13 protein-coding genes and 1 pseudogene are annotated in these 24,871 nt (G+C 45.8%); 3 read left to right on the top strand and 11 right to left on the bottom strand.

The features are described 5' to 3' along the window. Positions 1-38 precede the first annotated feature (38 nt). Together leuD and LSG31_RS22580 are read left to right on the top strand one after the other, a co-directional pair. Positions 39-635: a 3-isopropylmalate dehydratase small subunit gene (leuD, locus tag LSG31_RS22575; protein ID WP_347437284.1), complete on the top strand. Its 597-nt coding sequence runs from the start codon at positions 39-41 to the stop codon at positions 633-635. 141 nt (positions 636-776) lie between these two features. Next, positions 777-1,445 (top strand): Crp/Fnr family transcriptional regulator, encoded by a 669-nt coding sequence (locus LSG31_RS22580; protein ID WP_347437285.1) that lies wholly within the window; start codon positions 777-779, stop codon positions 1,443-1,445. Between the two features lie 142 nt (positions 1,446-1,587). Here the strand turns inward: LSG31_RS22580 and LSG31_RS22585 are convergent, their stop codons facing one another. The 9 genes and pseudogenes from LSG31_RS22585 to LSG31_RS22625 all read right to left on the bottom strand — a co-directional run bounded on the left by LSG31_RS22585 (position 1,588) and on the right by LSG31_RS22625 (position 20,468). Next, positions 1,588-2,937 (bottom strand): glucose-6-phosphate isomerase, encoded by a 1,350-nt coding sequence (locus LSG31_RS22585; RefSeq protein ID WP_430734299.1) that lies wholly within the window; start codon positions 2,935-2,937, stop codon positions 1,588-1,590. A 161-nt stretch (positions 2,938-3,098) separates the two neighbouring features. Beyond that, entirely contained in the window at positions 3,099-4,067 is a 969-nt protein-coding gene (locus LSG31_RS22590; protein ID WP_347437287.1) for a type I phosphomannose isomerase catalytic subunit, read from the bottom strand. A 110-nt stretch (positions 4,068-4,177) separates the two neighbouring features. After that, entirely contained in the window at positions 4,178-7,456 is a 3,279-nt protein-coding gene (locus LSG31_RS22595; protein WP_347437288.1) for an AAA family ATPase, read from the bottom strand. 6 nt (positions 7,457-7,462) lie between these two features. Further along, a complete protein-coding gene (locus LSG31_RS22600) occupies positions 7,463-8,713 on the bottom strand; it encodes a metallophosphoesterase family protein (protein ID WP_347437289.1) in 1,251 nt (416 codons plus the stop codon). Between the two features lie 128 nt (positions 8,714-8,841). Further along, complete coding sequence (locus tag LSG31_RS22605; RefSeq protein ID WP_347437290.1) at positions 8,842-12,426, bottom strand: UvrD-helicase domain-containing protein; 3,585 nt, start codon at positions 12,424-12,426, stop codon at positions 8,842-8,844. Continuing rightward, positions 12,423-15,752, bottom strand: coding sequence for a PD-(D/E)XK nuclease family protein (locus LSG31_RS22610; RefSeq protein WP_347437291.1), 3,330 nt, complete (start codon positions 15,750-15,752; stop codon positions 12,423-12,425). The genes LSG31_RS22605 and LSG31_RS22610 overlap by 4 nt, the downstream gene beginning before the upstream one ends. A gap of 242 nt (positions 15,753-15,994) precedes the next feature. After that, positions 15,995-16,720: pseudogene (locus LSG31_RS22615) on the bottom strand (nucleotidyltransferase family protein); the annotation flags it as partial. 20 nt (positions 16,721-16,740) lie between these two features. Then, positions 16,741-19,620: a 1,4-alpha-glucan branching protein domain-containing protein gene (locus tag LSG31_RS22620; RefSeq protein WP_347437292.1), complete on the bottom strand. Its 2,880-nt coding sequence runs from the start codon at positions 19,618-19,620 to the stop codon at positions 16,741-16,743. Between the two features lie 221 nt (positions 19,621-19,841). Further along, entirely contained in the window at positions 19,842-20,468 is a 627-nt protein-coding gene (locus tag LSG31_RS22625; protein ID WP_347437293.1) for a DUF4912 domain-containing protein, read from the bottom strand. A gap of 255 nt (positions 20,469-20,723) precedes the next feature. On the opposite strand from LSG31_RS22625, the gene LSG31_RS22630 reads away from it, so the two are divergent. Then, positions 20,724-21,053, top strand: coding sequence for a hypothetical protein (locus tag LSG31_RS22630; RefSeq protein ID WP_347437294.1), 330 nt, complete (start codon positions 20,724-20,726; stop codon positions 21,051-21,053). Between the two features lie 50 nt (positions 21,054-21,103). Here the strand turns inward: LSG31_RS22630 and LSG31_RS22635 are convergent, their stop codons facing one another. Beyond that, a complete protein-coding gene (locus LSG31_RS22635; protein ID WP_347437295.1) occupies positions 21,104-24,334 on the bottom strand; it encodes an AAA family ATPase in 3,231 nt (1,076 codons plus the stop codon). Between the two features lie 178 nt (positions 24,335-24,512). After that, positions 24,513-24,863, bottom strand: a complete 351-nt coding sequence (locus tag LSG31_RS22640; protein ID WP_347437296.1) for a P-II family nitrogen regulator — start codon at positions 24,861-24,863, stop codon at positions 24,513-24,515. Positions 24,864-24,871 lie beyond the last annotated feature (8 nt).

Below are 24,871 nucleotides of genomic sequence, written 5' to 3' on the forward strand. Positions count from 1 at the left end.
TTAAATTATACTTTACAAGTTTAAAAGGAGAGATATCCATGCAACCATTTACAAGACTAACCGGTATTGTTGCACCTCTTGACCGGGTGAATGTAGATACAGACGCAATTATCCCGAAACAGTTTTTAAAACGCATCGAACGCACCGGATTTGGACAATTTCTATTTTTTGATTGGCGCTTTACAGAAAATGGAGAGACAAATCCGGAATTTGAATTAAACAAATCACGCTATCAAGGTTCCAGCATTTTATTGGGACGCAATAACTTTGGCTGCGGTTCCTCCCGGGAGCATGCGCCTTGGGCATTGCTGGACTACGGATTTCAAGTAGTCATCGCGCCTTCGTTCGCTGATATTTTTTACAACAACTGTTTTAAAAATGGAATTTTGCCGATAAAACTATCTGAACAGGATTTGGAACTTTTGTTTAAACGTGCATTTGAAAAAGAAGGCTATCAATTGACAGTTGATTTGGAACAGTTGTTGATCAGCGATGAAGAAGGACTAAGCATTCCTTTTGAAATCGACCCTTACCGCCGTGAATGCTTGTTGAAGGGATTGGATGATATCGGAATTACCTTGCAGTATGAAGATGAAATCTCCAAATATGAAAAAGAACATGCCAATGCGTTTTGACTTAATCAAATCTCTCGGCCGCTTTTGTTAAGAAAGCGGCTTTTTTTATTGGTACTTGATAAAAATTTCATGTACTATTGATTTAGTAGGGATTTTCAAAAATAAATGGAATCAGTTAAGCTATCCAGGGAGGTACAAATGATGGATTGGTTGCGGCAAATGTCCATTTTTTCTGACCTGTCAGATCAGGAATTAGATAAAATAGCAAATATTGTCCATGCTCGCAAATTCCCGCGCGATACTTTTGTTTTTCATGAAGGCGATGAACGGGAAGCTGTTTATTTTGTTCGCTCCGGTATTGTCAAAGTCTCAAAACTTGATGAAGATGGGAGGGAGCAAATCGTTTCTTTTCTTCAGTCTGGTGATATGTTTCCACATGTAGGATTTTTTGACGACGCTCCTTATCCGGGGACCGCTCAGACAATTGAAGCAAGTGAGTTGGCGGCAATTCCTATTCGGGAATTTGAGCACCTTTTGTTGCAACAACCGAAAATTTTCTTAAAAGTCACTCGCGTGCTTGGCAGAAAGATTTTAGAACTTCAGCAAAAACTGCAGGATGTAACCATTCAAAATGCGTATGACCGGATTGTTCATGCATTGTTGCATCTCTGTAAACAAAATGGCCTAAAAGTGGAAAACGGCTTTGTATTATCCTTTCGCCTGACAAACCGGGAGTTGGCAAATATGATCGGAACATCCAGGGAAACGGTCAATCGCGTTTTAAATGACCTGCGCAAACAAGGTTCTGTAGACTTTGTCACAGAAGGAATCTGGGTCTCCGATCAGTTGATAAAAAACCAGGATTATTAATTGTTCTTTCGGTATACTTTCCGATATGTTGAAAAAGCCTTTCCAATGTACGCCGAATACGCTGGAAAGGCTTTTGTTCCCTGCTTTTATTCCATTCCTTACTTTTACTTCATTATTTACTTTTACTCCATTTGATCGTTGATTATTGCAGCCGTTGTTCCAATTTGACCTTTTCTTCTTCATACCCCGGTTTCCCAAGAAGAGCGAACATATTCTTCTTGTATGCTTCCACGCCAGGCTGATCAAATGCATTCACACCAAGCAAATATCCGCTGATCGCACATGCTTTTTCGAAGAAATAAACGAGTTGTCCAAAATAATACGGCGAGATCTCGGGAACACGGATGATAAAATTCGGTACGCCACCGTCCGTATGCGCCAATAACGTTCCTTCAAACGCTTTTTTATTTACATAATCCATAGTCTTCCCTGCCAAAAAATTCAAACCATCCAAATTTGCAGGATCTTTCTCGATCGTGATGTCTGTCTTCGGTTGCTCGATATATACAACCGTTTCAAACAAGATTCGCATGCCTTCCTGTACGTATTGTCCCATCGAATGCAAATCTGTTGTAAAATCGACAGCTGCCGGATAGATCCCTTTATGATCTTTCCCTTCACTTTCTCCGAACAATTGTTTCCACCATTCCGAGAAAAAATGTAGAGAAGGTTCGTAGTTGACCAATAATTCGATCGTTTTCCCTTTTCGATACAATGCGTTTCGTGCTGCCGCATATTGATAGCACGGATTTTTTACAATATCTTTCTCCCCAAATGCTGTAACTGCATCTACAGCCCCTTGCATCATTTGTTGAATATCGACTCCGCTTGCAGCAATCGGCAGCAATCCCACAGCTGTCAAAACGGAATAGCGGCCCCCGACATCATCCGGGATGACGAATGATTCGTAACCTTCTTCTGTGGCCAATTGTTTCAATGCGCCGCGAGCTTGGTCTGTCGTCGCATAGATTCGCTTCCGTGCTTCTTCCTTGCCATATTTTTTCTCCATGTAATCGCGGAAAATACGGAATGCAATGGCTGGCTCTGTCGTGGTTCCAGATTTGGAGATCACATTCACAGATATGTCCTTGCCTTCCAGCACATCCATTAATTGTGTCAGATAGACGGGACTGATGTTATTGCCCACAAAATAAATTTCCGGCGCGTTACGTTGTGACTTGCTCAATACATTAGAAAAAGAATGTGTGAGCATTTCGATCGCCGCCCTTGCTCCCAGATACGACCCACCGATGCCAATCACAACAAGTGCGTCTGAATCGGATCGGATTTTCTCAGCAGCTGCAAGAATGCGCGAAAATTCTTCACGGTCGTACTGTTCCGGCAATTCAACCCAGCCAAGAAAGTCATTTCCGGGTCCTGTTTTTGAATGGATCAAATCATGTGCCAAGGCAACTGCCGGCTGAAGATTGCTAAATTCCTGTTCACTCAAAAACGCTCCTGCTTTTGAATAATCAAATGTTAGTGGCTTCATCAAGTTCTATGTTCTCTCCTTTTCCATATGAATTGCTCCTATATTCTATATCGAACGGTATGCTGAAAGTATACATAATTTTCATTTGAATTACCAATACAGGCAAGGGATTCCGGTATATATAGACAGGGATTTCCGATGCATCAAATTGCCAACATGGATTATCGTGGCAAATAAACCATGAAAACAGACAATTGCCCACGTAGCTCAAATTCTCCCAAAGAAGCAGGCAATAAAAATACCTTTCCTCTCGTCAAAAGAATTGTGTTATTCGCTGCAATCAATTCCCCTGCTCCATCTATTACAAATCCAAAGCGAAATTTCCGTTCTGTAGACGTCTGGATGGAATCGTGAATCTCCCATTTTTCCACGATAAAATAATCGCTTGATACAAATCGGGTCAGATGTGTATTCCCTTGCTTCCATTTGTATGGCTGCACATCCGGCAAACGGGATGGATAATTGATTTGCTTCAAGACATCTTCGAATTCGATTGTGTAATCGGTCGCATCGATGTCTTCACGATTTTGATTGCCGGTATTGGGCTCATGCAAGCGGAAAGAAGCAGCATCGCTTTGCTGCACTTCCAAAGCGACTATTCCTTTCCCCAAACCGTGCACCATGCCGCTTGGAATATAAAAAAAATCTCCCGGATGTACTTGCTTTCGCATGAATAATTGTTCCCATTCGGCTTGTTGGATCATTCCCCGGAATTCACTTTTGGATTGTGCCGTATGTCCATAATAGACGGAAGCCCCTTGATCAGCTTCAAGAATATACCAAAATTTCGTATTGATCTGAGATGAATCTGTCAATCCGGACTGCTTGCGGTCATTGAAATGAACAAAGACAGGTTGATTTTGACCGGTGTCGAGAATTTTGATAACCAAAGGAAAGGAACGGCTTTTCTCAAAGCCAAACCATTCGGATGTCATTGACTGAATATCCGTCAGATCCTTGCCAGCCAGCATACCGTTTAAAATCATGGAGTGAATATCTTTGCAAGCGGATAATAGCCATGCTTCCCCTACCGGTTCTTGCCCGGCAAAAGAAAATAGCGATTGTAGATGAAATCCTCCCCATGGCTGATTGATAAATACAGGTTGCAAAATAATAGGATATGGCTGCATCCTAAGTCCCCCATGCAAATGAACTCTCTAGTAGAGGATTTCAAAAAGTAGTCAAAATTCCACGGTGGATTGCTTAACCACTTTTTGAACACGCACTAGTAATAAGAATTTTATTTTTCTATGGTAAATTCCTGCTTCTGCGGGAAAAATTCAGTATAATGACTTGGCTGAATGTTTGCCTGCAAAGATTCTGCCACATACGGGTGGCAAGTCAAAAACAGGATTTGATGCTGTTGCGCCATTCTATCCAACACTTGAATTGTGGTTTGCAGTCGCATCGGATCAAAATTCACAAAAATATCATCCAAAATAATAGGTGCCTCCATGCCTTTTTGGTACAGTTCATCGATCAAGGCAAAGCGCAGGGACAGATACAGTTGTTCTGCAGTACCGCGGCTTAATGACGATGTTGACAATGCGATCGTCTGGCTTTGGATCGCCAGAATGTCGGGTGCACCAATGCGTGTCCTTACTTGTTGATAACGGTTGTTTGTGATATCTCCAAACATCCGTGATGCTTTTTGCAATACGGCTGGCTGCCGATCCTGTTCATATTTTTGTCGCGCCAACTCCAACAGTTTCTGTGTCAGCGTATAGACAGACCATTCCCTTGCCAAATCATTCAATTGCGCATCGATTTGTTGCATTTGCTGCTGCAACCGGGAACGCTCGGAATCGATTTCCAGCCGTTCGATTTCACTTTCCAACCTCCCTTGCAGACGGCTGCACTCCGCAAGTTCCTCTTGGATTTGTTCCAATTCCCTTTCCAGCTCCTGAAGCAAATGCAGCCAGGAACTGCTGTCCTGCTCCAGGATTTGCGGCAACTGCTGCTCATACTTGTGTCGCGATCCTGAGATTGCTTCACATTTTAAATACAGCATATGCAGTTGTTCTTCTAATTGACGTTTTTTCTCTGTATTTTCATAACTGTCGGCAATTTGTCCGGGTTCTGAAAATCCATGTTTCTTAAGCCAGCCATTCATTTCTTGCAAATGATGCTGCAGTTCCTGCCAGATCTGTACTCGTTGATTGTTCAATGTCTGACAGGAATACTCCAACTCTTGCTTTTGTACACAAGCTGCGTGATTCCGTTTTGCCTGATTGTATAAATCCTGCAGACGGTGCAGCGGATCTTTTGGATAGACGATGTCCGGATGCTCTTCTTTCTGGAATTGTTGCTGCAAGTCTATGATTTTTTGTATAAACTGCCGGATTTGCGACTCATATTGCAGCTTCTGTTTGCTGCGATTTTCAAATTCCCGCAAATTTTCTTTCCCTCGTTCCACCAATTGCAAATATTGCAAAACACTTGCGGGTGACAGCCGATGTGCAATGCCCTGTGTCGTAAGCCATACATGCCATGCATGCTCCCATTGATGCAAACTCTCTTGCAACTGTTTTTGTTTTTGTACTTCCTCCAATAAGCGCCTTTCATTTTTCTCTTGTTTGCGCAAACAGTCTTGTCTTTGGGCCACTAAAATCAGCAACCGTTCCACCTGCGTACGTTTTTGCAAAAGAAATTGCACAAAGCGCTGAAACGCTTCCTGTGACGAATCGACACTCCCAACTCGCAATCCATCCAAGTCGATTCGAATCTCTTCGGCAAGTACCCGAATTTTTTGCATCAAGGGATCCAATTGGCGGGCAAGCTGTTCTATATTTTCCTGCACATTTGCCAGCGATTGCCCGATTGACCGGGCTTCCCTGTTGTTCCCTTTGTAATTGCTTCCATTCCGGCCTTGCTGCTCCTTTACGACCTGCAACGTGAATCCGGCAAACAGGAGTACACAAATGGCCCCTGCAAACAAACCGATACGCAGCGCTGGCCATGCCACACCTGCTGCCAAAAGTATCGTTACGATCAGAACAACCCCTGTAAAAAACAAGCGGGTTCCTTTTTCCTGCCCGGAAGATTTGCGTTCCGAGCGAAGTGATTGAATTGGGCTTTCCTGCTGTTTCCATTGGGATTCCTGCTGCTCAAACCATTTTTTCTGTGCCAACATGGGCTGCAATTCCATTGCGAGATCTTGCAATTGCTGAATCGTATTCTGCAGTTGTAAAAGTTGATCCGGTTCGGCATGAAAGTTTGCCGCAATTTCCTGAATGGCTGAAGCAAGGTCTTTCATGTCTTCTTCCAGCAATATTCGTTCTTTTTGCAATTGCCCGACTTGTGAAGTTTGAAAGGCCAGCTGCTCCGTGATTTGGGAACGATCCGCTTCAAATTTCCTCACTTCTTCATATGTAACAAACGTTGTTGAAATACTGAAAACGCCATTCGCGTTCGAGTTGACACCAAGTTGCGCCAGAATTCCATCCTGTTTGATTTTTATATGCTCCAATTCCGTTGACAGCTTTTCGATTTGATTGACCCATTCCATATATACGTGTCTTTCCTGATGCAATTCAACAATCGTATTCCAATCTTCTTCCAAGTCGGGATCGAAATGGATCCCGTTGGTTTCTTCTTCCAATATTCGATATTGCCTTTCATACTCTTGCATCTTCTCTTCCAGGCCATTCAGTCGCTCTTGCCATTTGTCCCACTGATGATACATGTCCCTTGTACAAACAGGCAGATGTTGCAAACCAAGAAGCCTTTGCTGAATCGGATGAATCTCTTCCCATAATTGCCGCAGTTGTGCAAATACATTTGCCTGGTTTCGTCGCTGCTCCAACTTCTGTTTTGCCGTTCTCCATTGTTCCATTTTGCCATGGACTTCTGCGAGCTCTTGACGAAGTTTTTCATACTGTTCCGGGATCGTTGACAATTGTTGCATGGATTTTCGCAATTCCTGCTTTTCTTTTACAAGTTTGGTCAGCGGCTGATCCTGTCCCCGTTTTCGATAGAGGGAAAGTTTCCTGTTTTCCAGTTTCTTTTCAATCTCAATCGGCGAGACGGCGCCAAGCCCCATTCCGGCGCTGTGAATTCGCCCTTGGATATCTTCTTTTGACAAGGATTGAAAATCTTCCAATTCACTTAGTCCGAATGCGTAGATCGATTGATATACTTGCGGGGACAAATGTTTCTGAAACTCTTGCATATATCGCTCTTCCGTGTAGATCCGGCCGGAGTCATCCGTAATCTTAAGATCTCCCCGCAAAGCCCGCCCCTGAAACACGCGTTCGATTTGCAACGTTTGCGAATGCTTGCCGTTCTCGCCGATTTGACAAATGATTTTCCCGCCAAATTTTCCGCCGTCCATCGGTTCATAGCGGCTTTTCGTCTTCGATGAGTCAAATCCGAACAAGATGGCGCGAATACAGGCAAGTAGCGTCGTCTTGCCCGATTCATTCGGGCCGTATATGATATGGAGTCCCTGTGGGGAAACGTCGATTGTCATTTGTTTTAACTGTCCGAACCCATATATGTGCAAATGTTTGATTCGCAACGCTATTCACTCCACTTCCAACAACATTTGCAATCCTAACTGGCCGGCCTTCCGCAGCAAGAGTCGAAAATCTTCCTCAGAAAGATTCGGCAACGGTTTTCCTCTTCCATAAAACTCTTGCAAGCTTCGCTGCAAGTCATCCCGTATCGCAGGTGATTCCATACACGTTTCGGCGATTGTCAAAAAATCTCCAATAAAATTCGGCTGTTGACGCAAAAGCTCCAAATCATAATTAGGCGCTGTCTGTTCTTCTAACGATTCAATCCAGAAATTCCCGCAGGAATTCGAAAGGATTGTCTGCAATGCATCCTGTACCTGACGAAGATTTTCCCGATCCTGTAAATACGCATGCAAGGAAGTCGCTCCATGTACCGTCATTCGCACGATTCCTGTATTCGCATGGGATTCTGCAACACCCGCCACGTGTTCCGCCAAACGATCCACCATCTCTTCCACCCTGTCGCAACCGGTAAGATCCACTTGCAGCATGAACCATCTGATTTGATCTGTCGGCAAAAACGTCAACTCAGAAACTCCCGTTTCCTTTACATCGACCAAATAACAGCCGCGGGCGCCTGCTTCGCGGATATGTCTGCCTTGCGGATTGCCCGGATAAAGGATCACGGGATTCTGATCGTTGAGAATACGCGGTATATGAATATGTCCAAGCCCCCAAAAATCAAATCCCGCCGCTGTCAGTTCTTCTACTGTCGTCGGCGCGTAATTTTCGTGCTGCTCATCACTGCCCACATTTGTATGGAGGAGTCCGATTGCATAGGGTGCCTGTGTATCTCTTTGAAATTTTTTTGCGTAGTTTTCCGATACCGCTTGAGCAGGATAACTGATTCCATAGATACGGGCAAGTTCTTTGCCGTTTCGATAGACGCTTTGGCTGTCCACTTTTCCCGCCGGAAATACGTATACGTTGTCCGGCCATTCCATGCGAATATATTTGCCGCCGAGATGATCGTGATTGCCATGAATGATATAGATATGTATACCTTTCTTTTGCAGGCGCTTGGCCTGCTCGCGAAAGTGCACTTGTGCCCGCAAGCTTCTTTCCGGCTGATCAAACAGATCTCCGGCAATCGTTAAAAAATCCACTTCACGTTCCATACAGGCGTCGACAATCCGCTCGAAAGCATGAAACGTCGCATCCTGCAAGTCTGTCTGCAAATCAGGCCCAATCCGTTTCATACCCTTGCACGGGCTGTCCAAATGCAGATCAGCCGTATGAATAAAGCGAAACGGTTCCATCTTCCACTCCCCTTCCGCAACCAATCTCATGTGTCAATCTCATGTGTCAATCTCATGTGTCAATCTCATGTATCAATCTCATGTATCAATCTCATGTGTCAATCTCATGGATCGATCCTATACACGAATCATAACTCTCGCAAAAAAACGAGCTTGGATTGTACCGGTGTCCCGTAAATGGCTGTCAGCGCCCGTCGGTACAAATCCATTTGCGTTTCATATTGTGTCATAAGTTTGGAGCGATTGGCAGCGGTGATTTGATTTGTTTTAAAATCCACCACGGTAATCGTTCCGTCTGGCATGATCAGCAATTTATCGATCACGCCGGAAATCACCCGACCGTCCAGTGTGGTACGAAACTGCACTTCGCTGTGCACTTCTTTTGCCAACTGTATTTGTTGAAACACGTCACTGCTTGCATAGCGCCGGATCAGATCAAATACCTGTCGAAAAACGGGATCGTTGTCCATATGTTCATATCCGTACTCGTCCAGTACTTGTTTTGTGACAACATGGGCTTGTTCGATCCGATCCAACTGTTCGCAAATACGATGGACAATCGATCCGAATACATCGGCGGGAATATCCGTCTCCTCATTCTTCTCAAAACTGCCGGCCGTCCCGCCATGAAACGGATTGTCCCACTCCGGCCAGTCCGGAAACCCCATTTCGTAAATACGATGATACATGTCCGGATCGTTTTGTTTTGTCATCACCATCGATGCCGTTACATAGGAAGGCTGATTCACGGCCGCTTGATCAAAAACCGATTGCAGCAATTGCAAAGGAACTTGCTGCAGATCTGTTCCCAGTGTCTGAATTGTCTCTGTGAGAATGTCATATGCTGATGCAGAAGGTTGATCTCTCGTCTCCCTTTGATCCTTTTCAGGAATCGACTCATACATGGCATCCACCTGTTCCGCTGTCAAATAGCGAACAGCAAACGCCGCACTGGCCGCAGCCAATGAATCAAGATCCCCGCCCGCCATGACGGCAACCAGCCAATGGAACCAGTTTGCATCTGCCAACTGCAGCGCTTTTTGCTGTTTGGGCGGTTTTTTACTGCCAACCAATACGAGATAATCGCGAGCACGGGTAAGAGCCACATAAAGTTTCCGCCGTTCTTCATGCAAAGCCCTGTCGGCTTTCTCTCGTTGCAAATCTTGTGCAACACCACTGCCGTCGAGGAGAACCGTGTGCCCGCCAATCGTTTCACTTCCCTGACTTTTGGCAAGCTTGAGTCCAAGCCCTTTGCCTGGCTGATAACCGAACAAGTCCGAATCGGCTCTTGGTTTTCGAGCCATATCCGGCAGGAATACAACCGGAAATTCCAATCCTTTGCTTTGATGAATGGTCATGATTTTTACGACATCTTCATCCAGAGATGTTACATCAGCGTCTGTTTCGTCAACTTCATTTTCAATCATTGCTTCTACATGTTGAACAAAAGCAAATAAACTGCCATTTTTATCATTTTGAAATCGTCGGCTGACAGCGATCAATTTTTCAAGATTCCCGACTTTTTGCCTGCCGCCAAAGCGGGCAATCAAAATTTGCTCAATCCCCGTATCGTCGATCATCTGCCGGACAATCTCGTCGACAGCTGCAAACGCCGCGAGTTTGCGCCACTTTTTCAGAAGATCAAACGCCCGCAGAAGATGCTTGCTGTCTGTGTCTTCCAACTGTATTGGCAAACGTTTTTTGTCCATTCTGCTCAAACCCGCGAACCCGATCGTTCGCTGGATCCAAAACAACCCTTCGTCAGAAACGCCAAAAAGCGGAGAACGCAGCGCTCCAATCCAGGCCAGTTGATCTTCCGGATCCAAAAGCAGGCGCAGCACATGATACAGATCGACAATTTCCTGCCGCTTATAAAAATTGCGGCTGCCGACAACGTAGTAAGGAATGTTATAGCGCTGCAGCATATATTCGTACAAATGCACATGTGTCATGGCTGAAAACAGCAATGTTATATCGCCATACCGAACCTTGCTCTCGAAGAATTCTCCCGTTTGCGAATCCGTTTTTACAATCAGCGATTCCTGCTCACACATGCCGCGTATTCGCTTTGCAATGATTTCGGCTTCTCGCAAACGAGACCGGATCGATTCTGACATGGCTTGATCAGACGCGGCTTCCAAAGGCTCCTCCTGACCCTCTTCCTCTGTATCCAGCGGCAAATGTATAAACTCGACACGCAATTGCTCTTGCCTTACAATTGCCCGCGTCGGCAACATACCGGCATCATATGCGACCCGGTAATTGAAATTTTGGGAATCTTCCAAGGCGTCGTCCACTTCCATGACTTTGGAAAAAAAGCGGTTGATAAAATGGATAATCGGCTCAACGGTTCGGAAGTTATGCCTTAATTCGATTCGATCCCCGCCGCGGATCGTTTGAATTTCCCCCTGCAAATCGAGGAACACGCCGACATCCGCCTGGCGAAACCCGTAAATCGACTGTTTGGCATCACCGACGATAAAAAGTTTCGCCCGCTCCGCCAAGTAACGGACAAGCCGCGCTTGCATATGATTGGTATCCTGAAACTCATCCACCATTACGTAGCGAATGTTTTGTGTGATGCGGGTGCGAATGTCCGGATTTTGCAACAAGCGCACGGCAGCGATTTGCATATCCGTAAAATCCAGCACGTGACGGCTATGTTTCAGCGCTTGGTATGCTTTCTCCAGACGTATCAAAAATTGAATGAGAGCCGTTGCCAATCCTTGATAGTCTCCGGAAATCATATACGTTGACCATTCCTGCAGCTTTGCAAGAAAAAGCGGCAAACACTCTTTATAGGTTTTGGAAAGTTGTCCTTTCCATTTGCATGCTTGTACAATGGCAGAGACCGTCCGCCGCAACTCTTCTGTCCATACCCCGTCTGCCGCTGCCAGTTGCTCCCGAAACGCTCGCCAGTATGGATGAAAGGATTCAGCCATCTGCTTTTCCAAAACGGTTTTCCCCTGATCCGGTTGCGCCAAGTGCACCTGGTCACCCAATGACACCAGAGCGACTGCCTGCTCAATCGCCTGTATGCGATTGGCTTCGAGCTGTTTTTCAACTTCCTCTTGCAGTCCTGCCCATGCAGCCGGATCATGAAGTTCCCGCAGTTGATCAAACAAGCGCCGGATCGATTGCCGGAAACTATAGGCCGGATACTCTCTCAATACGACTGTGACAAATTCCAGGTCGCGGCTCAATCCGTCTGCTATCACTTGTTCGAACGCCTGCTGAAAAAGTTCTTCCGCTTCATAGGGTTGCAAGACTGAAAAATGCGGATTGATATCGGCTTGCAGCGGATATTGCCGGATCAAGCGGGCACAAAGTCCATGAATCGTCGTAATCATGGCGTTTTCCACTTCATCCATGTACAATGCCCATTTGGATCGATCCGGTTCTTGTGCATTCTGGTACAGCTTTTTCATTTCCAGCCGGATGCGTTCTTTCATCTCGATTGCCGCTTTTTCAGTAAACGTAATCGCAATGATTTGATCTGGCGCAACAGCATCCGGGAATGCCAGTTTCGGCAATGGCTGTTCGTCTTCTGTTAAAATAGGGTCAGGCACGATTTGCCGCCCTGCCAATTGGGTCAGATACCGCCGGGTCAAAACCCACGTCTTGCCCGACCCGGCACCGGCAGTTACCGCAATATCTTTGGTCAATGCATTGACTGCCAGCCACTGTTCCCGCGTTGGTCTTTGCTCGCTCAAATTTTTCCCTCCTTCTCCTCTTCCTTCATTCCTTGCTTTTGCTGCTCGAAAGCGATACTTTGAATCGGATCAAACCGACAGATGCGCTTATAGGGACAATAGGTCGTGCATTTCCGCGGCTGAACCGCAAACTCCCCTTCCTGCATGGATTGATGGTACGACTGAATGGTCTCGAGGGATTTTTCCAATGTCTCTTCCCACTCCAGCGCAGGTATGAACGTTCGATTCCGCTTGAGTCCGATCTTGTCTTTATGCAACTCATGATAGACGCCTTTGCCGCGATTGGGCTTTTCAATGCCGTAATACAAGGCGCCTGCTGCTGCAGCTCCTTCGCCAATTCCCAGCAATTCTTTATTTTCGCCGACAGCTTGCAGGTAGACAGCCAGTTGAAAGTCGATTCCCCGTTCCAGATCCTTTTTCCCGGTCAGACTGTTTCCCGTTGTTTTATAGTCATAGATCGCATACATGTCATGCTCTTTGGCATAGTCGATGCGGTCAATTCTTCCGGCGAATTTTAGTCCTGCCATTTCGATCGGCTGTGCTGTCGAATTCGGATCTTTCAGTTGATGATCTTCCAACGGCATGCCAAAACTCCATTCCAGCCGATGCGGCTGCAACTTCGCATCCATTTGGTCAAATGACCGCATCTCATATTCCAGCCATTGCTCCAACTTCTCCTGAATTCGTTCTTTTTCGATTTGCCATGTCAAACGTTCCCCGATATAGGTGGATTGTTCCAGTGCTGCAAGCTCTTCCGCAACAATTCGCCGCAACTCTGACAACCATTTGTCCCGATCCGCATCTGTCAATTTGCGATTCCTGTTTTCTCGCCATTCTTCATACAATCGGAACAATACCCTATGATACAAATTTCCCCGATCAGCCACAGCCAAAATGTCTCCTTCTTCATCCGGAAGTTCTGCAGCGAGAACGCGATTCACAAAAAACTGAAACGGGCAAGATCCGTATTGGTTGAAAAAGGACGCACTATAGACCCGATCTTTGTGGAACCGTTCCTGCAATTCCCTGCGAATCTCAGGATCCCTCAATGTTCCTCGATAACGGCTGACATCCTGCATCCTTTCGTCCTCGACCGCGATTTGTTGAAATCGGTACTGCCACTCTTGAAATGCACAGGAGTCTTTATACTCCACTTGCATCGCATGCTGCAAATCCGCAACTGCAACATGTGCAAACAGCCACATGTCCCGTTCTTTCGTTTGGGACAAATCCTGCCAAGCAGCAGGAACGCAAGCTGAGCCTTGAAAAAAAGCATCCGTGCATTCCCGGATATGTCGGCTCCACTGTTCCGCCTGCTGCGGGCAATCCCGCATAAGTGTTTCCAGAAAACGACTGCGCAGCATCCCCTTCTCTTCTACATACAGCAAGTCCAAACGCTGCTTTGCCAGTTGGAACGCCATTGTAAAAAATACGTGCTGCAAGTCCATCTGCAACTGCTGCTGCGGCAATTGCAATCCTTGCCGGATCAACGCCCGTCTTTGCTCTTCCCGCAACAGCCAGTGGATTGGTTTGGGCTTGGGAAATGTTCCTTCGTTGAGATTGGCAAAAAACACGTGGTCGAATACCAATCCACGGGCTGCAGTCGGCTCCAGAATCCAAACACCGTTTTCACCCGCATCTTGCGCATCCACTTCAATCTCTTCCCAGTCAGTCTCCAGAATCTCGACAAACTCTTGCAGTGAACAATTTTCATGCTCCCGCTGCAATCGCCGTTCGATCCGTTTCACATGTTCTGCCCATGTATACAATGCATCAATGGCCCGCATATCTCTGCGAATGTAAGAAACGTGGACCGGTTGCCGAAGGTTTATTCTGATGTCTTCCCTGCTGGCGTGCAATGCCGTTTTTGCTTTTTGCACGAGGTTTTTTCGCAGCTGTACGATGGGAATCGATACAAACAGCTGTTGTATATAGTTCAGCAAAGGAGCGTGCTGCAAAAACGGTTCGATACGTTCATGAACGCTCGCAAGCCACTGCAAAATGGAACGCACATCGGCAATTTCCTTTTCCAGCTGTACGCTTCGAAATTCCCGTTCTTCCATCCCTGCTGACTCGGATGTGTCGTTCAGGGATTGCAAATAGGTTTGCAGACGTTCCTGCCATATGTCGTACCCCCGCTGAATTCCGAGTTTTACGGCAAGACGCTTGAGCGCATGTACGGGGATCCGTTCGCCCAGCAGCTGCTTTTGTACCGCATACGCCAACACGTCTTCCCTGCGCCACTGTTCACTTGCAATGCGCATAAACGTGATCATTTCTTGCACGAACGGAATCGATCGCAGAGATTGACTGACTACTGCCCGATGGGGAATGTGCTCTTTTTGCAATACATGATCCAGTTCCCGGATATGCTCTTTCAGATTCGGCACAAGGATTGCCATCCGTTCCAGCGGCACTCCGCCATGCGACCGTTTTTTGATCTCTTTTGCAACCCAAAGCCACTGTTTCTCCATGGATTGAACAGGTGTTATTTCTACACATAAATCTTTTTGATCCCATCGTTCCGAATCGTCTTTCCCACGCACAATGTCAAACGGGTGGCCGGCATCTTCCGTCAATATGCGTTCGAGGGCGGACAAAGACCCTTTGATTTCCGAATGAGCTTGTCCGGTATCTGCAGAAACAGGTATATATACGATACATGTGTCGACTCGGCGAAAATGGGACAAAATCCGTTTTTGCAGAGGAGTAAAATCGACAAAATGATCAAACAGAATACACGCAAGCTGCGGCAAAATCCTTTGTATTCCATACTGCTGCAAAAGTTCTTCCGCATACCGGAAGCTTTCCTCGATATCGATCAACCGGACATCTGCATTTTGCCTAAGCCATGTTTCATACTGCTGCCAGACAACTGTCACCGTCTGCAAATCTTCATCCGCAAACTCCCTGACATGCTCTACCGAAATACCGGACCGCCGCAATTCCGCAATGGTCTGCATCATCGTTCTGACAACTCCGGGCAGCTTTGCCCACTGCTTTAACGGCTTGCCTGCCCATATGCGATCGGATTGTTCCATTATGTGGTGAATGGCCCGTTCCTGCATCACTGTGTCAATGCGCTGTACAGGAATTGGTGAGAACCGGACAATGCGCGCAATCAAATCATCGAATGTCAGAATCGGCTTTCCGACCCAGCCGGACACTTGTGCCAGCAAGCGTTCGCGAATATCCGCCGCCAAACCGGCCGTTGGAACGACATAGTAACAATTGTCCACTTTTTTTTGCCGCAAAAACGGCAAAAACTCCTGAATCAACGTGTCTCTGTCACTTTCCCCCCAAACACCATAGATCAATTGCTTCAAATGGTTCCGCCCCCTTGATCCGTTCTTTCATATCTATCATTATCTCATTCGACAGCGAACACACGTTTCCCTGCAAAATATATGTACTGGAAATTCAACTGCAAATGCTTGCTGATTTTGTCAATCGGAGCACAAAGAAAAAACCGTCCCTGATAAGAACGGTTTTTTCATTCGCTGTATAGATTTACAATTGTATAGATTTACAATGCAATCTCTTTTTGCTGCTCTTCATGAAGGAGCGGTTTTAAATTCACATCTACGAGTCCGTTTAACATATCCCATTGGGTTAAAGAATACTGCTGCAGCGTTCCAATATCTGACCAATATCCATTTAAGCGAATCCCATAGAGCTTGGCCCGTTCCTCCAGGAGACGGGGAAATAATTGCTTGCCGAAATCATACTCGCCGGTTTCCGGAATATAATGAAATACTTCCGGTTCCATCACATAAATTCCCGTATTAATGACATTGCTGATGACTTCATCCCAGGATTTGGGCTTTTCCAAAAAGTGCGTCACTTGCTTCTCTTCATTTTTTATCACACAGCCAAATTCCAGCGGATTATCTACTTCAGTCAAAACAATCGTAGCGAGCGCCTGTTTTTGTTTGTGCCACTCGATCGCTTCCGTAAGGTTAAAATCAGTGATTCCATCGCCGCTGATCACAAGGAATGTCTCATCGAGAAAAGATGCAGCATTGCGAACACTTCCGGCAGTCCCCAAAGGCTCTTTTTCCTCAAAGTAATGCAAGCGAACCCCAAACTGTGAGCCATCGCCAAAATGTTGCCGAATCACGTGCGGCATGTACTGCAATGTTACAGCAATCTCTGTGATACCATGCTTTACAAGCAGCTCCAGGATGTATTCCATCACAGGGCGGTCCACCAAAGGAACCATAGGTTTTGGAATGTTGTTTGTCAAAGGACGTAACCGGGTGCCTTTGCCGCCTGCCATAATCACTGCTTTCATATTCCCACTCCTATCAATGTTTAGTAGTCTGTTTGAGATATGGTAGTAGAAGATACTTGACGCATCCCTGTAAACAACTCATGTTCCGACCGTATCGCTTGGTATGCACGTATCGTTTTTTCCGCGATCGCATCCCACTGGTATGTCTGATATATTTTTTCCTTTGCATGTTTCGCCAGCGTTCGGCCGTATTCTTCATCCCGTAAAATCGATACAATTTGATCGGACAAAGATTGTACGTGGCCCGTATAAAATGTAGCGCCATCTACCCCATGTGTTACGATATCTTTTAAACCGCCGGTATCAGAGACTACGACTGGAGTGCCGGCAGCCATTGCTTCCAGCGCAACGATGCCAAACGGTTCATATAGGCTTGGAAATACACAAACAGAAGCAACTTGCAGCAATTGATTTCGTGTGGAATCTTCAATAAAACCGGTAAACAATAAAGATTCGGAAATCCCCAGTTCGATTGCTCTTGCCTCTAGTTCCGCCAACATAGGCCCACGCCCGGCAATCACGATTTTCGCTTCCGGAACTGCCCGGATAATGCTTGGCGCAGCTTCGATCAACAGATGCACACCTTTTTCACGCACCAATCGTCCGACGAAAAAGATGATCTTCTGCGACTCATCAGCAAATGGCCGCTTCGATGCAAGCATACCCGCCGGAATTTGAATTTGTGAAAAATCTACCCCGTTGGGGATCACGTCCACTTTGTTCCGGTCCAGCCAGAAAATTGCGCATACTTCTTCCAACATCGATTCACTGCATACGATCACTCGCTCCGATTCATATGTGAGCTGCCACTCGGTATTGTGAATTCTATGCTGCAAATCGGAATGTATGCCATGATTTCGTCCCCATTCCGTGGCGTGAATGGTACAAAGCAACGGGATTTGCAACTCCTGCTTCAATTGTTTGGCGGCAAGACAAACAAGCCAGTCATGTGCATGTATGAGTTCAAACGCGAGGCCCGTTTGCAACAATCCGCGAACGCAATCGATCATGGCCAGATTCAGTTGGAATACCCAGGAATGAAACGATTCTCCGGCGGGACGCTGTACGTATGCTCTATGTACATGCACACCGGCAACTCTTTCATATGCCGGACATCCATCCACATCTCCCGTAATGACGTGCACATCCCAGCCATGTTTGACTAAAGCGATCGACAAATCATATACATGTCTGGATAAACCGCCAACAATCATCGGCGGAAACTCCCAGCTTAACATGACAACACTTGGCTTTTGCCTGGATCGAACGGGCGCAACCATGTTTGCCAAATTTTGTTCAGGCAGCACACATCCAAAACGATACTCGGGATGATAGACCCGGTAATCCACGTCTGGAAATACACTGTCGTGGATCTCTATTTCTGTCAGCCAATCTTCCTGAATCTGATTGGTTTCCAACATTTCCACTAATGTATGAAATCGATTCACATGCCACTTGGTTCGTTTCACGGCGTAATCGACAAATGTCTGGGAATCCATGATGAAAGCCCAGTCGCTGCTTTGTGCCAACATCAATTCCCGTGCCGCCTGGTTCAACACACGCCGTTGTACTCCTTTTGCATGCGGGAATCGCTCGGTTAATTCGATCATGACCGCTTCCATTTCATGCAGCGCCGGATACACCCAATCGTTATTTCCTTGCAGCCAAACATCTGCATAGCCGTGACGTCCCCATGATGACATCGACATTTGACACTCTTGATAGTCGGAATACAGATTCAAATATTCTGACGGTGTGATACAGGCGATCGTTGATTGATCGCAATATATTTTCCGGAAGAGATAATCGATCCATTGCGGGCCTTCAAACCACCAATGTCCAAATAGTTCCGCATCATAGGGGGCCACCACGATCGGGGAGCGTCCCATTTGTGACTGCAGGTATTCGACTTGGCGCTGTCGGTTAAACATAAAATTGCCTGCATGAATCGCTGCTTTTTCACTTGCCCATTGCGGCTGGTATGTCTGTTTGTCAACACCTTGCCCGGTAATGCGGTAATATTTCATTCCAGTATGAATGCGTATGCCATCTTTATGGATATAAGGACGAATGGTATCAAGATCGAGATCAAAACCGATATCCCGATAGTATTCCCGATAATCCGGATCACCCGGATAGCCTTCTTGCGAACTCCAGACTTGTTTGGAAGATTCGGGATCACGGGCAAATGCCGCTACACCTCTTGCTGTCACAATCGGGGAATATACGCCGAATAACGGTTGCGGATTGGCATCCAGCACACCATGTGTATCGACAAAGAAATACTGCAACTGACATTCCCGCAAGATTTCTTCAATTCCCGGGAAATATCCGCATTCCGGCAACCAAATTCCTTTTGGCGCCTTGCCGAATACTTGTGTGTGCAATTCTACCCCGGTTGCAATTTGTGCACGCACAGCTTCTTTTCTCATGACCAGGGGCAAAAACGCATGGGTAGCTGCTGACGTAATCAATTCCAACTTGCCTGCATCTTGAATCTTGCGGAAACCTTTCAGCAAATTTCCGCCATATTGCTGCCACAACTCCATATTTCGTGAAAATCGTTCGATATACATATTCACAGCGGGCTGAAACTCCGGCTGCTCCTGTACCCGTTCCCTTTCCTTGTGCGCTAATTCCAGTAAAGATACCAGATGTTTTTCATAGCGTTCTTGCAAAAGCGGATCTTGCAGCATCGAGATCAGTGTGGGAGTCATGCTCATCGTGATGCGAAAATCAATGTTTTCTTCCATCAAGGTTTCGTAGACATGTAATAAGGGAAGATACGTCTCGGTGATCGCTTCGAATAACCAGCGTTCTTCCAAATAATCCGTACTTTCCGGATGTTTAACAAAAGGCAAATGTGCATGCAAAACCAAGGCCAGATATCCGGTCTTCATCCAGAACCTCCTTAAACCAATCTTTGTTCTCTCTCACATATTCCATCCACACTCTCTTGCACTGCACGAAACGTGAATCCATTCACTTACAGTCATGCCAATTGCGAAATTTGAAGACTCTTCCTCAAATGTGTAACAATTGCTTTGAGATGTTCGATGGATAGCAGGTGCCAGTCGTGTAGCAGAACATGTATGTCATATTGAAATATCTTCTTGATTCGTTAGCTATGAATGGCTTGAAAACGCAATCCAGGCTGCGCATATCGTTCCGTTCTGACATTCGGAGTCGATACACAATTGGAGCGTAATAGAGTTAAAAATTCTTGCTCAGGGGCGCGGAATCCGTAGTCGATAATGTAGTTTCGACCCGGCTGCAAATTATGGATATACCAGTTATCCGTATGATGATGAACGGGGATCTCATTGGTATGATGTGCGTTATATCCATTGAATTCAATGTCTGTAACGTCATAAACTCTTAAAAAAACCGGTATGTCGTACCAATTCATCTGAAAAAACTGTTCTGCCCAGATCCGCCGGTCTTCTTTCACAAACCAGTAGGCAAAAATTGTTGTAGAATCTTTGGCTACGGCAAAAATGCCAGATTTTTTGCGTTCTCTTGTCCAGTGCTCTTCGTAAATGTTCCGTTGATGTGCCTGTTGGTTTTCTTGCTTGTAAGATATTTTGTCCTCTTCCTCTTGGATGGCTGCTGAAACATGCGGGTTTCCGTGTTTTCGTATACGATACCGAATTTTGCCGTAACTTAACCCAGTTTCCCGGACAATATCGGAATACTTGTACCCTTGTTCGAGCATTTCCAATATTCTCTTTAGCATTGTGTCTTCCATTGGCGTCCTCCCTCCCTTGTCTCTGATCAAAATGGCTACAAATCATTGGTATTCTGAAAAAAAGTATATATGCCAAGAAACCGTTCGCATAGCAATACTTTCCTTCAAATTTCAACATCAATAAAAAATTAAGCGTTTTCATTTTGACAGATTTGTCGAAAGATCCAGAAAAAAGAGTGGATACACGGGGAGATGTCGAAAAGTATTTTGGCTTGTATGTTTATAGAAGCGTGCTACAATGAAGAGGAATCTTACATGCAGAAGGTGCTTACCATGGAACCATATTTTCAATATAGCCAAAGACTTCTTATTCCGCTTCCTGAGCTTGATCAAGAATGGGAAATGTATACACGATCAGAGCAAATGACGATTATCGCAGAATGGGAACGAATTCGCGCCCAAATCCCCGTCCGCATCCGGGAATTTGAGCGTGAATTCATGGATACATTTGAGAGCCTGCATCATGCCAATGACGCACAATCGATTGCGGAGTTGAGCGAAAAAATGGCGGAATTATCGAGTATCATCAATGAACTGAACGTCTGGTACCGGCAGGAACCGCACATCTCTCACCACGAATCCTAAAAGGCAAACCTTTCATTCCAAAGCGGCCGCTGCTCAATCCCTTTTATATATCAAGTCTCCGCTCCTGGAATGGAAGGAATATCTGCAACTGTAAGTGTCAACAAGTCTTCCATCTGATCCATCCCATGGTTTTGGATACGTGTCGCCAATGCAAGGCGCGTTTTTTCAAATACATTTTCCGCCAGACGCCCATTTCCTGACATTCCGTCAAAAGCGGCTGTACAGTTGATAAAATATTCCCAGAGCCGTTCTTCCACTTCAGATGGCATTTCGAATTTTTCTTGCGCGGCTTTTTGTTTGAATATTTCCACCAGTTCTGAAGCTTGATAGTCCGGAAATTCCAAGTGAAAACGAATCCGGCTTTTAAGACCCGGATTCACATGCAAAAGTTCTTCCATCTCTTTCTTATAGCCGGCCAGAATGACGACAAGATTGCCCCTTTGCTCATCCATTTCTTTGACCAGGACGGCAATTGCTTCTTCGCCATATTGCCTGAGTCCGCCTTTGGCGAGTGCATATGCTTCATCAATAAAAAGGATGCCGCCGAGCGCTTCCCGGATTTTTGCCGCTGTTTTATGAACCGTCTGCCCCACATATCCTGCAATCAGGTCTTTTGCACTCACTTCCACAAAATGCCCTCGTTTTAGCAAACCGATCTCTTTCAGCCATTCCCCGATCAATCGGGCAACCATCGTTTTCCCGGTTCCCGGATTTCCCGTAAATGCCATATGCATCATTGGCGGCTTTGATTCGATCCCCAATTCCAGACGTTTTTGATCGAAGACCAAAAGATTTCCAATTTGCTTGAGCGTATCTTTTACTTCCTTAAGCCCCACCGTCCCTTGAATTCGCTCCCAGACGGGATTGTGGCTTGAGTTTGTCGATTCTGCAAATGTAAAATCTTCTTTTGTCAAAACGGTATACGGATCGAACTCCTGACTGCTGTCGGCAGCCACCCGGTTCGCGTGGTTGATCACCGCTTGCTCAATCAAGTTTCGGATCATCCGCGCATTGCCAAATGTATCATCGACACGCGCCTTTTCAATCAATTCCCGCAATACGCCATCAACATTTGCATCAAGTTCATAGGAATACTGGTTCTTCGCCATCTGCTTTGCAATTTGCAGCAATTCCTCAATCGTAAAGTCGGGAAAATCCAGATAAAAAGGGATGCGATCCCGCAAACCGATATTGGAGTTGAGAAATTCCCCCATTTCCTTCTTGTACCCGGCTAAAATCACGACGAGCTGGGAGCGGTAGTCTTCCATCGCCTTTACGAGTACATGGATCAGATCATGCCCGTAATCTTTAGCCGATTCCGCTTTATACAGCGCATGTGCTTCATCAATGAAAAGAATGCCGCCGATTGCCTGCTGAATGTATTTGGCCAGGTTGGCTTCGGAATGTCCGATATGCTGACCGATCAGTTTTTGCCGATCCACTTCCACCACATGGCCGCTTTTCAATACACCTGCCTGTTGTAACAATTTTCCCAGGAAACGGGCAGTCATCGTTTTTCCTGTGCCGGGATTGCCGGAAAAACACATGTGCAACGATGGAACCGTTTCTTTTACGGAAATCACGGATTGGCGTTTTCGCTCAAAACTGACATAGTTGACAATCTTAGTAACCTGTTGTTTTAAGTCCGATAAACCAATCCAGTCGTTCATTTCCATTTCGATGGTCGAGGCGCGTATTCCCTCATCCTCCTGTTCCGTCGATCCATCCACATCCATTGTCCCGGATTCTATGTTTTGCTCTGTTGCCATATCAGCAGGCAGCCAAACCTGATAACAAACATTGCGATATACGATGTTAAAGGAGGCGAATCGATTGTCATAACCGGTAAACCGTATCGTAGCTGTCTCTGATGATTCCTGGAAGGGTTGTAATATCCGCAATACTTGAGCCATTTTCATTGCATAGTCGCCGGTTGCCACGCGTTTGGACATTTTGCGTGTTCGCACAAGCTGTTCGTCAATGGCAATATCCACAATGCCCGCGTTGGAAGAAATGCGGAGAATATCACCTGGTACGTGTTCAATATGTTTGACAAAATCTTTGACCTTTCCAAATACCAATTGAATCGATTTGGCTGGTTCCCATTTTTCTGTCTGTACCATAGCTTCCATTGTTGTGCGGAACTGACTCTCATCTGCAAACGTTTCCGGATCAAAAACATCCATATCGGCAAACGGAACGGTTACGCCAGTAAGTTCAATGGTCTGCTCCGTCAGTTCCAGCCGATCTGCATCCATGCGATTCTCAAGCGCTTCGCAGAACATGATTACGTTCCGGCTTTGAATCCACCCTTTTTTCTCCTGGATGTGTCTTGGCGTACGAGCAAATGGAATCGTTGCACGCATGCCCGAACATTCGTAAACGGTCGAAAGCCTTAGACCATATTCCCCATATTGCAGATACATGGGTGTGGCCAATGGATAGGAACAATTTAATATTTGGGAAAAAATTTTCAAGGCTGTTTTGACATCTGCAACCGCAAACGTCATTCCCTGCAATTCTTGCTTTTTCAACGGGAAAAATACTTTTGTCCGTTTGTTGAATCGAATCTCAGCTTCACCGCCGACTTCGGAATCTAACATTTGCAGGCGCATGCATTTGTCCTCATACATTTGCAAACTGACAGTCGCAGGCAGATCCATCCATCGCAAAAAACGAACAAACGGTTCTTTGGGAAATGAACCGGAAAATGAGGTATCCGCATACACCGGGACTGTTTGGCTGAAAATGGTTGCCAACTGATCTTGTATTTCAAATGGAATCGAAGAACCTTGTGTTGTTTGCAGGAGTTGTAAAAATTCAGATGAAATCAACCATTGCCCAGATGCATAGGAACTTTTCGCAACGGAAGCGAACTGTATTTGCTCGGAACGATTCGTTTGTACGTTCCCATCTTCCGCCAATTGATATTCGACAGGTACCCGATACGACTTTCCGGCATCTAAAAATGTCAGCGTATTTGTCCGGAATTCCAACGTTATCGTATCGGAACCTTTGCGATTGAACGTTTCAAAGGCTTGCTGCAGTTGATGCGCATACACAACATATATAGAATCCCCGGGGATCTCGGAGGGATCAAACGAGCGGACTGGAAGAAACATTCGTAAACAACTCTGTTGTGTTGTTTGTTCCAGGATCAAGCGCATCTTGACCGGGTCCAACCGCATGCGAATGGTTTCCTGATCTGTGTATTGGTGTGATGCGGTTCCAAAATAGTGCTGCCAGTTCGTACGATCCATGCGAACACGAATCACGCCCATCGTTTTCGCTCCTTTCTCATGTTTGCCTTATTGCATTCTATGCGAAAGAAGTCTGGGCGTAGGCTTTTCCCGAACGAAACTGCCTGTAAAATTAAAAAAAAAACCGCACGCTGTCCTTGCATCCAAAGGAACGTTTTCAAACATTGGATACACAAGGGATACGTGCAGGTTTGTTCGGTTAACGGTTTAGTTCATCAATCGTTTCGTCCGTAATTCCAGTCCGTATATTATAGGCCTCAAGGACAGGAGTCACAAAAATCTTTCCATCGCCCATTTGCCCGGTTTTTGCACCTTTCACAATCGCCTCAATAGTCGCTTTGACAAATTCGTCCGAAACGACAATCTCCATTTTCAACTTGGGATGCAGATTAATTTGAAACGTCTTGCCGCGATACACGCCAGTGATATCCTTTTGCTGTCCTCTTCCTTGTACAGGCAATACGGAAAATCCGGTCACTCCAACCAACCGCAGTTCACGAATCACATCGTGCAGCTTCTCAGGACGAAAATAGGTTTCGATCTTTTTCATAACGTTAA

The organism is Fodinisporobacter ferrooxydans (assembly GCF_022818495.1).
Taxonomy (GTDB): Bacteria; Bacillota; Bacilli; order Tumebacillales; family MYW30-H2; genus Fodinisporobacter; species Fodinisporobacter ferrooxydans.

Bases quoted from the DNA above. Each gene is read 5' to 3' on its own strand.
- LSG31_RS22590 (WP_347437287.1), bottom strand. From the start codon at position 4,067: ATGCAGCCATATCCTATTATTTTGCAACCTGTATTTATCAATCAGCCA.
- LSG31_RS22600 (WP_347437289.1), bottom strand. From the start codon at position 8,713: ATGGAACCGTTTCGCTTTATTCATACGGCTGATCTGCATTTGGACAGC.
- LSG31_RS22635 (WP_347437295.1), bottom strand. From the start codon at position 24,334: ATGGGCGTGATTCGTGTTCGCATGGATCGTACGAACTGGCAGCACTAT.
- LSG31_RS22580 (WP_347437285.1), top strand. From the start codon at position 777: ATGGATTGGTTGCGGCAAATGTCCATTTTTTCTGACCTGTCAGATCAG.
- LSG31_RS22620 (WP_347437292.1), bottom strand. From the start codon at position 19,620: ATGAAGACCGGATATCTGGCCTTGGTTTTGCATGCACATTTGCCTTTT.
- LSG31_RS22630 (WP_347437294.1), top strand. From the start codon at position 20,724: ATGCAGAAGGTGCTTACCATGGAACCATATTTTCAATATAGCCAAAGA.
- LSG31_RS22585 (WP_430734299.1), bottom strand. From the start codon at position 2,937: ATGAAGCCACTAACATTTGATTATTCAAAAGCAGGAGCGTTTTTGAGT.
- LSG31_RS22625 (WP_347437293.1), bottom strand. From the start codon at position 20,468: ATGGAAGACACAATGCTAAAGAGAATATTGGAAATGCTCGAACAAGGG.
- leuD (WP_347437284.1), top strand. From the start codon at position 39: ATGCAACCATTTACAAGACTAACCGGTATTGTTGCACCTCTTGACCGG.
- LSG31_RS22640 (WP_347437296.1), bottom strand. From the start codon at position 24,863: ATGAAAAAGATCGAAACCTATTTTCGTCCTGAGAAGCTGCACGATGTG.